The organism is Halobaculum sp. MBLA0143, assembly GCF_041361465.1.
Lineage (GTDB): Archaea > Halobacteriota > Halobacteria > Halobacteriales > Haloferacaceae > JAHENP01.
Map to the genome: position 1 here is coordinate 2,428,250 of NZ_JBGKAC010000001.1, position 12,757 is coordinate 2,441,006.

Below are 12,757 nucleotides of genomic sequence, written 5' to 3' on the forward strand. Positions count from 1 at the left end.
CGACGAGGCCGCGAACGACAGTCACAGACTGACAGGGACGAGCCGGTCGGATCGGCTGTCACTGGCCACCGAGTCGGGTCGTGTCGCTCGAAGCACGCTCCGAGCGTCTCCAGCCGGTGACCGTCCGACTCGACGCGAACGGTCCCGGGGGTCGAGAGTTCGTAGTGTCGGTCGGCGCCGAGTGGGTCAGTCACTGGGTTCACCTCCGGCCCGACTCTGTGTTCGTTCCACGAACGGCTCGCGAGTCGCGTGTATCCCGCCCGCAACGAGCAGGACGACGACGCCGACGCCGGCGAACGTGACGAACACCGAGAACCCGTCACCGACGACGCCCCCGAGGACGCGCGCCGGGACGGTGACGACTCCGAACACCATCGAGACTGCCGAGAGGACCGTCGCACGCCCGACGGACGAGACTCTGTCGTTGATGTACTGTTTACGGAGGGTGCCCGAGAGCTTGTCGACGAACCGGACGCCCGCGATCGCCGGGAGGGCCGCCAACGGGGAGACAGCTGTCACCAGGAGCGGAACCCCGACCAGCAACGGCGCCAGCGTGAACCACCCCCGGACTCCGAGCCGTCGTTCGACCGTCCCGGAGAGCCAGCTCGCGACGGCCGACAACCCAGTGATGGCCGCGTACAGCGGCCCCAGTTGTGCGACCGAGAGCCCGGACGCCAGCGCAGCCGGCTGAATGAACGCACTCACGACCTGGTGTGCGACGTACAGCGCGCCAGTGTACGCGACGAACCATCGGAGCTCCCTCCCAGTCAGGTGCCGACGTGCGGTTCGGATCGCCTGGACGAACTCCAGCGTCTCGGCTCCGGTGCCGTCCGTCTCGTCTGACGCCGGGTGATCGTCGGCCGTCGGGAACGTCCAGAGGACGACCAACCCGAGGCCGGCGAGCGCGGCCGTGCAGACGAACGGGTACAGTGGGTCGATCTCGTACAGTGGAGCCCCGGCGAGCGACCCGGCGGCAGAGACCCCCAAGACGACGCTCCCGCCGCGACCGCGCACTCTGGCGAACTCGTCCGTACTCAGACGTGCTTCGAGGGTGTCGTAGAGCCAGGCGCCGAGACTCCCCGACCGGAAGGTGATACCCACGGACCACACGAGGTACACCACGCCGAACCCGACGACGCCGTCGGCGAACCAGAACCCGAGAATCGCCGCGCCGATCGTCGTCGTCGCGAAGAACAGACTCGTGCGGTGTCCGAACCGGTCGCTCACGTAGCCCGTCGGAACTTCTGCGAGGGTGAGCCCGACCCAGAACAACGCCTGGACGGCACCGACACCGGCGAGCCCGACGCCCTTCGACTGCATGTACACGACTGTTATTGGAGTGATGAACGCGTTCGAGAGGGTGGCCATGTACAGGTAGAACTTGACGACGACGGGGTCCGGGAGCCGTCCGCCGAGACCGTCACTCGGCATCGCTACGGGAGATCGGCGTGTACGTGTCTGCGACGCCGCCCAGCGTCCGGACGGGAGCGTTCGTGCGGTCCGGACGAGACGGCTCCCACAGTCGCTGCGTGTCGGCGAGTCTCACCGGCAGACAGCCAGTCGCCGACTCGGAACTCTGTCGAGTCTTCCGCAGAGAACGAATCAGTCGCCTCTGTTCACCCGTGTCGGGAGTTGGACGATCGTAGCACGGTCCGCTCACGGCAGACATTCGGTACAGCACATCCACTCGACGTTCTACTTTGTGTTTACGGTATCAAAGTATATTGTAGAAAGTTGGTGTGGTCTCCGCAGTGGCCGCGTGGTCCGTCGGAGCGGCCGACGACTGTGACGAGAGCGGACGGGTGCGCACGGATTGGCGAGAGGGGGTGTCTGGCTGGTGGTAGCCAGTGACCGAGGCGAACGTACCCCGGGGTCGACCGTGAGGCCTCACGCTCGGAACCGACAGGCGAACACTGCGAGTGTCTCGTGAGCGCACGGGACGCTCCGATTTTCGGCACACTCCGACACACACACCACTCCGGGGCACCTCCCGTCGCACATGAGCGAGCGACTCGACACCCCGGTGTTGGACGACCACCTCCACCTCGACCCGGAGCGGGGACGTGGGCTGGCGGCCGTCGACGACTTCGCCCGGCTGGGTGGGACACACCTCCTCGTCGTCAACAAGCCCTCGTGGCACCTGTTGGACGACCTGCCCGAGACTGCGGCGGAGTTCGAGCCGGTGTTCGAGACGACCGTCGACACCGTCGAGCGGGCGGGCGAGCGGCTGGCCGGTCGCGCGTGGCCGGTGCTCGGGGTCCACCCGGGACTGGTGTCGCAGTTGGTCGACGCCGGCCACGACCCGGAGACCGCGGGGGAGATCATGCGGGCGGGGCTGTCGCGGGCGGCCGACTACGTCGCCGACGGCGTGGCCCTGGCGCTGAAGTCCGGGCGCCCACACTACGACGTGTCCGACGCCGTCTGGGCGGCCTCGAACGAGACGACGCGACACGCCTTCGCGCTGGGGGCCGACCACGACTGTGCCGTCCAGCTCCACACGGAGGCGAGTCGGTCACAGCCGGAGGTGGCGGCGTGGGCGGAGGAACGCGGACTCGCCCCCCACCGCGTGGTGAAACACTACGCCTACGGGGAGTTGGAGGGCCCGACCCCGAGCGTGATGTGCGAGAAAGAGTACCTCCGGACGGCGGTCGACCGCGGGGAGCCGTTCCTGATGGAGACGGACTTCGTCGACGACCCGGACCGGCCGGGAGCGGTGATGGGGCCGAAGACGGTGCCGCGGCGGGTGCGGTGGCTGTTGGAGGCGGGCCACGACGACGCCGTCCGGCTGGCGCACGTCGAGACCCCGAAGGAGGTGTACGGAATCGACACGGAGGCGACGCTGGACCGGACGGACTGACGGCCGGCCGTCTCAGGCGGGCGTGGCGACGAACACGGTCCGAGCGCCCCCCTCGGGGCCGAAGCCGTCGTGCGTCTCGACGGCGAGTCCGGTCTCGCGGAGCGCGGCGATCACCGTCTCGTCGTCGAACGGAGTCATCGGGCGGCTGTTGACGAACGGCGTCCCCTCCGGCGGGACGACGACGCTGTTCCAGTCGAGCCGGCCGTCGTCGCGGGGCTGCATCTGGACGATCCGGGCGTACTGACCGGTCGGCGCCTCCCCGATGTCGAGGGCCGGGGCGTCGTGACCCGCGGGTGGGAGGTCGGAGGCGTCGAAGATCAGAACCCCGTCGTCTGTCAGCCGGTCGGCCAGCGCCGCGACCGCCGGCCGGAGCGCCTCGGGTGGGAGGTGGCTGACGACTCCGCGGAGCGCGGCGACGACGGGGAACTCGCCGTCGACCGGGAGCTCTGGGAGCCCGCCGACGGCCAGGGCGGCGTCCAGTTCGGGGTACTTCGCCGTGGCGCGGGCGAGCACCGGGCGGGCGGGGTCGACGCCGGTGACCTCGAACCCAGCGGCGGCGAGCCGTCGGGTGTGTTCGCCCGTGCCGCAGCCGACCTCCAAGAGTCGCGGGTCGTCGACGGCACGGCCGTCCACGACCCGGACGGCGTCGTGGCGGTCGGCGGCCGCCAGGAGGAACGACACGTCGCGGTCGTAGTCCCACGCCGACTGGATCGCGTCGTACAGTGCGGGAAACTCCGCGTACAGACGGTCAGTCACGCGGTGACACCCGGGCGGCGACGACCAGAGTCTTGTGGGGTGTCCCACCGGCTGGGACGGCCGGCACCGCCGGCGACACGGCTACACGGGCGCTCAGGCCGGTCGATACGGAGGGCTTATGCCGTCGGCACCGAACCGTGGGTGTATGAGCGACCCGGACGAGACGTTCTACACCGAAGAGCGGTGGCAGAACTGGTTGGACCGCGTGGCGGACCAGGAGTTGGACCCGGAGGAGGAAGACTCCGCGCGACTCCTCCTCAACCTCCAAGACGACGCCGCCATCGCCGTGGCGAAGATCGTCCGCGCGTTCGAGGATGGTCGATTAGACGAAGGAGAGGCGGGCGAGGAGATCGCCAGCGTCCGAGACGTGGTGTTGGCCGAGGTGGACATGGACGACGAGGAGACGGAGATGCTGATCGACGGCGTCCAGACGAGTCTCGTGCCGGTGTTCTACGCGGTCGAGGAGTACGTCGTCGGCGGCACCCCGGAGGAGGGGACCGTGGCGGAGTACGTCCGCGCGGCCGCAGAGGCGGAAGGCGAGGAGGACATCGACGCCGCGCTGGGTTACCTGGTCCAGGCGGGGACGCTGGTGGTCGACGGCGAAGAGCTCCCGATAGAGGTCGCCGAGGAGCTGGAGTACGGCCTCGTCTCGGAGTGGGTCAACGGGCTAGACTCGCTCCAGACGGCGATGGCAGACCCAGAGGTCGTCGAGGAAGACGAGGACTGACGGCCGTCTCGCCGGGTCGTCGGCTCTCCGGGTCGCCCCAGCATCCTTTTCAGTCACCGCCGGGTACGACGTGTCATGTCCTGGGGGGGAGACGACAGAGGCCAGTCCGTCGTCATCGGCGCCGTCATTCTGTTCGGGTTCCTCGTGATCGCGATGTCGACCTACCAGGCGACCGTCGTCCCCCAGCAGAACAGTCAGGCGGAGTTCACCCACGAGCAGACGGTGCGGAACGACCTCGTCGGCGTGCGCGACGCCGTCGTCACGACCGGGACGACCGGCGAGACGATCCCGGCGTCGGTGAAGCTGGGGACGCGGTTCCCCGACCGGACGTTGTTCGTCAACCCGCCGCCGGCGGTCGGCCGGCTGGAGACCCGCGACGGCGGGAACGTGACGCTGAACGTCAGTAGGGCGGACTTCTCCGCCAACGTCCCGGAGCCGAACGAGACGGAGGACGGGTGGCCGACGGCGGCAGCCGAGCGGTTCGGCGAGAACGACACGTTCGGCAACTACACCACGAAGACGCTCGTCTACACCCCGCAGTACCGGGCGTACGGCGGCGGGCCGGCCAACATCACCCTGGAGTCGTCACGCGTCCTCGCCCGGTACGACGACGGGACGACGGTGAACCTCACGCAGAGTCCGTTGCTCGTCTCCGGCGATCAGGTGACGCTGTTCCTGTTGAAGGGGAACCTGAGTGAGGCCGGGGTCGACGACGTGACCCTGGAGCCGACGGCGGTGAGTTCGGTGTCGGACCGCGTGCGAGTCTCGAACTTCGAAGTCACCGTCCCGACGGCGCTGTCGGCCGGGGGGTTCGAGACCGTACTGACGCGCGGCAACCAGGTCGACGACGACGACGTAGTCGTGACGGAGAACACGACCCGCCGGGCGGTCGACGTGCGGTTCCCCGGTGAGTACGAGTTGGCCGTCGCGGCGGTGTCGGTCGGCCGCCACGACGAGGAGCGCACGGCGTCGAGTGTCGAGTTCACCGCCGTCGAACGGAACGTCACGGAGGGGGAGTCGGCACGAGTGGTCGTCAGAGTCCGGGACCAGTACGGTAACGCGATGCCCAGCGCGACCGTCACGGCCAACGCGAGTGCGTTCGACGGCGACGTCCAGCAGACCGACAGCACCGGACGGACGGCCTTCGAGTTCAACACCAGTGGGGTGAGCAGCGAGGTGAGGGTGAACGTCACCGTGAACGAGAGCGTCGCGCCGGCGACCGGGACGGGGCCGTTCGACCAGTCGACCGCCGAGAACGCGACCGCGAACGTGACAGTGGTCTCACCCGAGCCGGGGCCGGGGCCTTCGCCGGGGAACCCAGGCGCGTGGCCACTCAACTGGGACGCGCCGGACGAACTCACGGCCAACTCCGGCGTTGGCTTCTCCGACTGCAGTGACGAGAGTTGTACCGTCGACGCGTGGAACGTCAGTGAACTCGTCGTCGAAGTCGGGACCGGAGGTGAGACCAACGGTGCGGCGGTGACGTTTGCGACGAACAACTCCACCGTTGCGACGATCGACCCGACGACGACGACCACCGACACCGACGGGAACGCAACTGGGACGGTCACGCTGCGGAGGAACGGGACGGCTCAGTTGGTCGCAATCAGCGGAGGGAGGACCGACAACCTCACGCTCCAGGTCACGAATCAGTCGATACGGTACAGACAGGACGCGGTGACGGCCAGGGACGGCGGTGTGCGGTTCAACGTCACGAACTACGGAGGTGCCGATCGGACAGTCACCGACATCCGGCTGGCCCCGGTGGACGACGCCGTCGCCCGGCTCGACGACCCGAGTGGGAACGAAGGGGAGTTCGAGAGTGAGTTCTACGTCGAGGTGGGCGGGCGAGCGAGGACAGCCGACTTCGGCGGTGGTAAGTCGCTGCCGACGACGTTCGACCTGAGTGAAGCCAGTGTACAGGACGACGAGCACACGATCAGAGGCGGCGAGACCGCCGAGTACAGCCTGTACCAGTTCCAAGACAGTGACGGCAACCCGATCGGGATGGACGGCCGACGGACCGTCGTGGAGCTGTTCTTCGAAGACGGGGGGAGTAGGGAGTTCGTCATCGTGCCAGAGCCCGGAGCGAGCGGTGATCGGATTCGGTACAACCGTGATGCGACGACGGTGGGGGATGGGCCGGGGAACTCGGACAAGTCCGGCGTCGAGTTCAGTGTCGAGAACGTCGGGTCGGAGAGTGCCACTGTGACTGACATCCGTATCGAACCGGAAAACAGTGATATCGACGAATTCGGTGACTCGTCCGTCGACGAAGGGAAGTTCGAGAGTGAGTTCTACGTCGAGGTGGGTGGGCGGACGAACACGACCGACTTCGGTGGCACGGCACCACTACCGGGCGACTTCGACCTGAGTGAGGCGAGTAACCAGGACGAGGAACACCTGATTCGGGGCGGGGAAACTGCGACGTACACGCTGTACCAGTTCCGAGAGAGTGGTGGTTTCGGGTCCAGTGAAGCGAATATGCAGAACGAGGACGTCACCGTAACACTGCGCTTCGCAGACGGGAGTAGCGTCACGTTCACCCTGACCCCGTAGTGAGTCGGGGTCGTCGTCTGCCGTCCCGCAGCTATCGACACCCGTCGAACACAGTATCGACAGGTCAATAAGACAGTTTCACCAACACCCCGGCTATGACAAGCGTCGGCATCGACGCGGTCGAGATCTGGACCGGGAAGCTGAAGCTGGACCTCCCGGAGACGTTCGCGCCGGCACAGGGTGACGACCCGGAGAAGTACACGAAGGGACTGGGACTGGAGGCGTCGTCGTTCCCGGACACGTACGAGGACATCGTGACGATGGGCGCGAACGCGGCCAAGCGGCTCATGGATCGGAAGGGGCTCGCGCCCGACGACGTCGGGCGGATCGACGTGGCGACGGAGTCGGCGTTCGACAACTCCAAGCCGGTGTCGACGTACGTCGCCGGCTGTCTGGAGCAGGTGTACGACGGCGACTTCCACCACGCCAACAAGGGCGAACGAAAGTTCGCGTGTATCTCCGGGACACAGGCGTTGGACGACGCCTACAACTGGATCGCGGCCGGGCGGAATCGGGGGCGAGCGGCGCTCGTGATCGCCACGGACACGGCGTTGTACGCCCGCGACTCCAGCGGCGAGGCGACGCAGGGCGCCGGCGCGGTGGCGATGCTGATCGACGAGGACCCGAGCGTGGTCGCCTTGTCCCACGAACAGGGGTACGGCAGCGCCGACGAGACGGACTTCCTGAAGCCACAACAACAGTTCCCCAGCGTCGACGGGAAGCGGTCGATGCAGGTGTACCTCGCGCGGATGCGGGAGGCGCTGGAGGACTTCGAGAGCCAGGCGAGCACCCACCCGGAGGACTTCGCGTACGTTCCGTTCCACACCCCGTTCCCGGGGATGGTGCGGAAGGCCGGGCTCCTGGGCTACCGTCACATCGCCCGGAACACGGATCTGGAGACGGAGATCGCCGAGGAGATCGGTCGCCAGCCCCGCGAAGAGGACTTCGACGACCGCGAGGGGTACGAGGAGGCGATCCAGTCGTACATGGACGACCTGAAGCGGACGGAGCAGTACCAGGACTGGTACGACGCCGCCATCGAGCCGACGCTGTCCATCTCCCGACAGGTCGGCAACTGGTACACCGGCTCCGTCCACATCGCCCGGGTGAGTGCGTTGCTGTCGGCCGCCGAGACCGGTCGTGGGCTGACGGGCGACCGGCTGCTCGTCGCCTCCTACGGCTCCGGCGCGCAGGCGGAGATTCACGCCGAGACCGTCCGGGAGGGGTGGCGCGAGGAGGTCGAGGCGCTGACCGTCGACGAGCAGCTCCGCCGGCGCTACGACCTGACGTTCGAGGAGTACGAGCGCGTCCACGACGCCCACAACCACGACCTCGACACGGAGGTCGAGGAGTTCACCCAGCCGTCCGGGGAGTTCGTCCACGCCGGCTGGGGTCGGATGAACGAGCGCAAGTACGAGTACGTCGAGTGAGCGGTCTGTCGCGGCTCGCACACGGCTCCGACGGGGTGGAGTCACCTCGGGCCGTACCGCGGCCGTGACCGACACCCAGCCCAGCCCGCGGTCGATTCCGGCCGCGGAGTTGGCCGAGACGCTGTCGACGACGGAGACCCTCCTGGTGGTGTTCCAGACGAACGGCTGTTCGATCTGTGCGTCGATGGAGCCGGTGGTGTCGAACGTCGCCCGCGAGACTGGCGTCGAGACCGTGTTCGTCAATCCGCGTGACCCGCCGGGGCTCGTCACGGACTACGAGATTCGGAGCGTCCCGACGCTCGCGGTGTTCCGTGACGGCCGAGAGGTCGGCCGGCTCGCGGAGGGGTTCGTCCCCGGCGAGGAGCTGACGGCGTTCGTCCGCGAGCACGCCCCGTCGTGAGCCGTCAGATCCCGCGGAGTCGGTCGAGCGCCTCCTCCAACGGCGCCGTCGACACCGCGAGCGCGAAGCCGTCGGCCCGCGCCATCTTCGGGGCGTGTGTCCACAGATCGTCCGGCGAGACGCCGTGGAGGATCACCGCGTTCGGCGTCGGCGTCACCACCCGGAGCGCGACCAACGGTGACTCCCCGCGTGTCACCTCCGTGAACACCAGCGCGCGGTCCGTCGACTGGCCGTACAGCCGGTAGAACTCCTCGCTGGACAACGACGTGATCGCCTCGATGCTGTCGATCACCGTGTGGCCGTTCACCGTGTCCTGGCTCCCCGCCGCCACCTCCGTCGCGTCCAACGCCTCGTACACCCGTCGTGTCGGGCGCGCGGCGGGGTACTCCCGGATGTCCCGGACGATCTCCGAGTCGAACCCCGCCGAGACGACCCGGGCGTACTGTCTGATCCGGTCGCCTCCGCGTGCCTCGTCGATGTCGAGCAACGCGTCCACCACCCGCGACACCAGCCCGATCCCCGGCGACGCCCGTCTGCCGCTCTCGTAGTCCGACACTACCGACGACGAGACGTCCATCCGGTCTGCCAGTTCCGTCTGTGACACCCCGAAGTCCGTCCGCCACTTCCGGAGCGTCGCGCCCGGGTCGTCCGACAGCGTGATCTCGCCCGCGATCCGCCGCGCGAGCTGTCCCCGCGGCGTGTCGCCGTCCGTCTCCCCAGTCGGGCTGTTCATACCCCCGGTCACTGTCCCTCGTCCTAAAAACCGACCTTTTTCACTCCTCGTGGTAGTTTCCTTCCACCCCGTCGGCCGGAGGGAGAACCTCGAAGCCACTAGATTTCGGAGTGACCTGGCTGTCGGTCCGATCGCTCCGTGGTCCGGTGACGAGAACGGCGCTCGCTCGGTCGCCCGGTTCGCTCGCTCGCGTACTGCACCCTGGTGTCCTGCTCCAATCGCTCCGCGCTGCTCTGCACCGCACGGGAGTGGCCGCCGGCTCCGCTCTCACCCGAGCCCAGGTGTGCTGCGTCCGTCACCGCGGGTGGTCCCGTCGGCCTCGCGCGAGGGGGGCCACACGAGGTGACCGCCGCACGCGCCGACAGTCACGGGTGGGTGTCGCTGTCGTCGCCGTGGTCACGGGGAGTCGTCGTCGCAGTGCGTCACCCACTCGCGTCTGTCGTCGTCGCCCCGTCCTCACACCCCGGCGCGTCCTGGCGGAACCACAGCGACACCTCGCCGTCGGCGGATATTCGGGCCTCCACGCCGTAACACGCCGTCTCCCGCCGTCCGACCCGGAACGTCTCCCAGTCGTCTGCGCCGTCCAGCCTGACGTGCAGGGTGAACTGCCCGGGTGAGTCACCCCACCCGCCCGCCAGCCGTCTGCTCGCCGTCCCCGTCCCCCCGGCGCCGAGCTCGTGACTCGACCAGTGGACCACCTCGCCGCCCCGCTCGACCAGGACGTGAACCTCGTGAGCCGTCGCCGCCTCGTTGAGCACGCGCACGGACGACAACACCGATCCGCCGCCGTCGCCGTCGCCGGTGCCGCCGACGCTCCCGACGCCGGCACACCCCGCGAGTCCCGCGACGCCGCCCGCCGCGACCGTGGCCACCACACGTCGTCGTGTCGGCTCCATACGCGGACGCTGGAGCCACAGCCGGGAAGCCTCTTCCCCACCGTCGGACGCACGTCAGACGCCGTCGAGCCACTCGGCTGGCTCCGTCGACAGCCGGCCCTGGAGCCGCCGGCTCGCCGTGTCGTCGAACCGCAACACCCGTCGCCACCACGGCCCCTCTCCCGAGTCGTTCGACAGTGCCGTCACGAGCGCGTTCGCGTCTGCGCCCCCGGTCGGGCGCGACAACGGCACCGCACGCGACAACAGCCGGGACTCGTCGCTCCCCCGGACGAACACCTCCGCGTCCACCGTCTCCCGTCGGACGTGCGCGTTGCTCGCCGTCCACGCCGGGAGTTCCGCGGGGTCGTCGTAGTCGTCCCCGGCCACCACGTCCGCCACGACGAACTCGCCGACGACGTACGCCCCCCACTCCGGCGGCCGCCAGTTCACCCGTGGCCCGTTCCAGTCGTCCGGGTCGTGCGTCGACAGGGTCGCGTAGAACAGGAGTCGGTCGCCGGGCTCCAGCGTCGACAACGGCCGCGCCTTCACTCCGTGTTCGTCGCCGTACGTGTACCGCTCCCGCCCGCGGTAGCCCGCGAACTCCGGGTCGACGTGGACCCGCCGGTCACCCAACTCCGGGTCCGTCTCGAACGGCAGGTCGTCCAACACCCCCAGGTCGTCGTACGTCGGCACCGGGTCGTCGGTCGGCTCTCGCTCCGGAATCGGGACGTACAGGAACGACCCGTCCGGAGAGACGGGCGCACGGAAGCCGGGGAGGTTCGTGTTGGCGGCGACGTTGACGGCGACGGTCTGCACGGGTCGACTCCGTCCGCGGGCGACAAGTCTCCGTCGGCCGTCCCGGGGGGGTCGCCGCCGCCCGCGCCGCTCACGGCGGCAACGAGAACCGGGTGACGAACTCCCGGTACTCCTTGCTCCACAGCCCCAGTTCGTCGACGGTCCATGTGAGTTCCGGCAGTTCGCGCTCCTGGAGCGCAGCGACGGGGTCGTCGCTGCCCATCGACCCGACGGCCGTCTCCGTGTCCGGCGGGAGGTCCCGCGCGAGCGTGACGTGAGGGGTGTAGTCGTCACCTTCCAAGCCGGGCACGCGGCCGAACTCCTCGACGAGCCGGCGGTGGAGCGCCCAGATCCCCGGGCTCTCGACGGAGAGGTAGACGACCGGGGAACTGCCAGCGGGTGGGTTCCAGAACGCCTCGACCCCGGTGATTCGGGCGTCGACCGGCTCCGCGCCGGCCAGACAGTCGACCACCCGTTCGCGGAGCCGGTGGTGCGACCGCTCGCCTTCGAACCGCTTGAGCAACAACGTGTGACGGTCACGAATGTGATCGAACGGCGCCAGCGCCGGCTCCAGCTCCGCCGCGAGCCCGCGGACGCCGTTGGGCACGACCACGTTCAGCCCGTAGGCCGCGTCAGTCACTGCCGGGGTACTCCCGTTCGAACACGTCCGCGACGACCGGCTCGTCGTCGTCCGCCGAGGCGTCGTCTCCGTCCTCCTCTTCGTCCGGGCTCACGCTCCCGGTCTGGTAGCCCGCCAGGTCGAGCGTGACGTGGTCGAACCCCAGGTCCGAGAGGTGTTCGCGGGCCGCGGCGGCGAACTCCGGGTCCAGCGCGCGTTCGAGTTCTGCCTCTCCCACCTCGATCCGGGCGAGCCCGTCGTGGTCGCGCACCCGGAACTGCTCGAACCCCCAGGTGCGCAACAGTCGTTCGGCACGCTCGATCCGCGAGAGACGTTCTTCGGTCACGTCGAGTCCGGTCGGAATCCGCGAGGAGAGACACGCCATCGACGGCTTGTCCGCGACCGAGAGCCCGCGGGCGTCGGCGACGGCCCGCACGTCCGCCTTGTCGAGGCCGTGGTCCAACAACGGTGAGTAGACGTCCAGCTCCTCGACGGCCTGGAGTCCGGGGCGGTGGCCCTCGCCGGGGTCGCCGGCGTTCGTCCCGTCACACACCGTCTCGATCCCCAGTTCCTGGGCGGTCTCGTACATCTTCGACAGCCGCATGCTCCGACAGTGGTAACACCGGTCGTCGTCGTTGGCGACGAACGCGGGGTCGTCGAGCTCGGAGAAGGCGACGGTCTCGTGTCGGATCCCGATCTCGTCGGCGACACGCCGGGCGTCGTCCAGTTCCGCGGCCGGCAGCGTCTCGCTGCGGGCGGTACAGGCCACGGCGTCGTCGCCGAGGGCGTCGTGTGCGAGCGCGGCGACGACTGCGGAGTCGACGCCGCCGGAGAAGGCGACGAGGACGCCGTCGCAGGCCGCGAGCGACTCACGGGCCGCGCCGACGGCCGCCGCGAGTTCGTCGTCCATGCTCCCACGACGGAGCCTCGCGGTGAAAAGCGTCGCGTTCGGTCGGGCGAACGGGGAGCTTGACCGAAACAGACAAGATGTGAGCGGCTCGGGGGA

The 12,757-nt window shown here is 68.9% G+C and carries 12 protein-coding genes; 5 read left to right on the plus strand and 7 right to left on the minus strand.

Annotation, left to right across the window (positions count from 1 at the left end):
• Positions 1–186: 186 nt before the first annotated feature.
• The gene (locus RYH79_RS12630; RefSeq protein ID WP_370899662.1) at positions 187–1,431 is read right to left on the minus strand and encodes an MFS transporter; all 1,245 of its coding nucleotides are present in this window, start codon (positions 1,429–1,431) and stop codon (positions 187–189) included.
• A gap of 568 nt (positions 1,432–1,999) precedes the next feature.
• Here RYH79_RS12630 and RYH79_RS12635 point away from each other — a divergent pair.
• The gene (locus RYH79_RS12635; protein WP_370899664.1) at positions 2,000–2,857 is read left to right on the plus strand and encodes a TatD family hydrolase; all 858 of its coding nucleotides are present in this window, start codon (positions 2,000–2,002) and stop codon (positions 2,855–2,857) included.
• Positions 2,858–2,869: 12 nt separating this feature from the next.
• Here the strand turns inward: RYH79_RS12635 and RYH79_RS12640 are convergent, their stop codons facing one another.
• Positions 2,870–3,613, minus strand: coding sequence for a class I SAM-dependent methyltransferase (locus tag RYH79_RS12640; protein WP_370899667.1), 744 nt, complete (start codon positions 3,611–3,613; stop codon positions 2,870–2,872).
• A 145-nt stretch (positions 3,614–3,758) separates the two neighbouring features.
• On the opposite strand from RYH79_RS12640, the gene RYH79_RS12645 reads away from it, so the two are divergent.
• The 4 genes from RYH79_RS12645 (at position 3,759) to RYH79_RS12660 (ending at position 8,729) form a co-directional block, all read left to right on the plus strand.
• Complete coding sequence (locus RYH79_RS12645) at positions 3,759–4,340, plus strand: DUF2150 family protein (protein ID WP_370899669.1); 582 nt, start codon at positions 3,759–3,761, stop codon at positions 4,338–4,340.
• Positions 4,341–4,415: 75 nt separating this feature from the next.
• Positions 4,416–6,899: a hypothetical protein gene (locus RYH79_RS12650; RefSeq protein WP_370899671.1), complete on the plus strand. Its 2,484-nt coding sequence runs from the start codon at positions 4,416–4,418 to the stop codon at positions 6,897–6,899.
• A gap of 95 nt (positions 6,900–6,994) precedes the next feature.
• A complete protein-coding gene (hmgB, locus tag RYH79_RS12655; RefSeq protein WP_370899673.1) occupies positions 6,995–8,329 on the plus strand; it encodes a hydroxymethylglutaryl-CoA synthase in 1,335 nt (444 codons plus the stop codon).
• Positions 8,330–8,393: 64 nt separating this feature from the next.
• A complete protein-coding gene (locus RYH79_RS12660) occupies positions 8,394–8,729 on the plus strand; it encodes a thioredoxin family protein (protein ID WP_370899675.1) in 336 nt (111 codons plus the stop codon).
• Between the two features lie 4 nt (positions 8,730–8,733).
• On the opposite strand, the gene RYH79_RS12665 is transcribed toward RYH79_RS12660, so the two are convergent.
• From RYH79_RS12665 to larE, 5 genes are all read right to left on the minus strand, one after another.
• A complete protein-coding gene (locus RYH79_RS12665; RefSeq protein WP_370899677.1) occupies positions 8,734–9,462 on the minus strand; it encodes a helix-turn-helix domain-containing protein in 729 nt (242 codons plus the stop codon).
• Between the two features lie 422 nt (positions 9,463–9,884).
• A complete protein-coding gene (locus tag RYH79_RS12670) occupies positions 9,885–10,358 on the minus strand; it encodes an Ig-like domain-containing protein (protein WP_370899679.1) in 474 nt (157 codons plus the stop codon).
• A 54-nt stretch (positions 10,359–10,412) separates the two neighbouring features.
• Positions 10,413–11,153, minus strand: a complete 741-nt coding sequence (locus RYH79_RS12675; RefSeq protein ID WP_370899680.1) for an Nmad3 family putative nucleotide modification protein — start codon at positions 11,151–11,153, stop codon at positions 10,413–10,415.
• A gap of 70 nt (positions 11,154–11,223) precedes the next feature.
• Positions 11,224–11,772, minus strand: coding sequence for a 2'-5' RNA ligase family protein (locus RYH79_RS12680; protein WP_370899682.1), 549 nt, complete (start codon positions 11,770–11,772; stop codon positions 11,224–11,226).
• On the minus strand, positions 11,765–12,661 hold the full coding sequence (larE, locus tag RYH79_RS12685; RefSeq protein ID WP_370899684.1) for an ATP-dependent sacrificial sulfur transferase LarE: 897 nt from the start codon (positions 12,659–12,661) through the stop codon (positions 11,765–11,767). Before larE ends, RYH79_RS12680 begins: the two co-directional genes overlap by 8 nt.
• Positions 12,662–12,757: the final 96 nt, after the last annotated feature.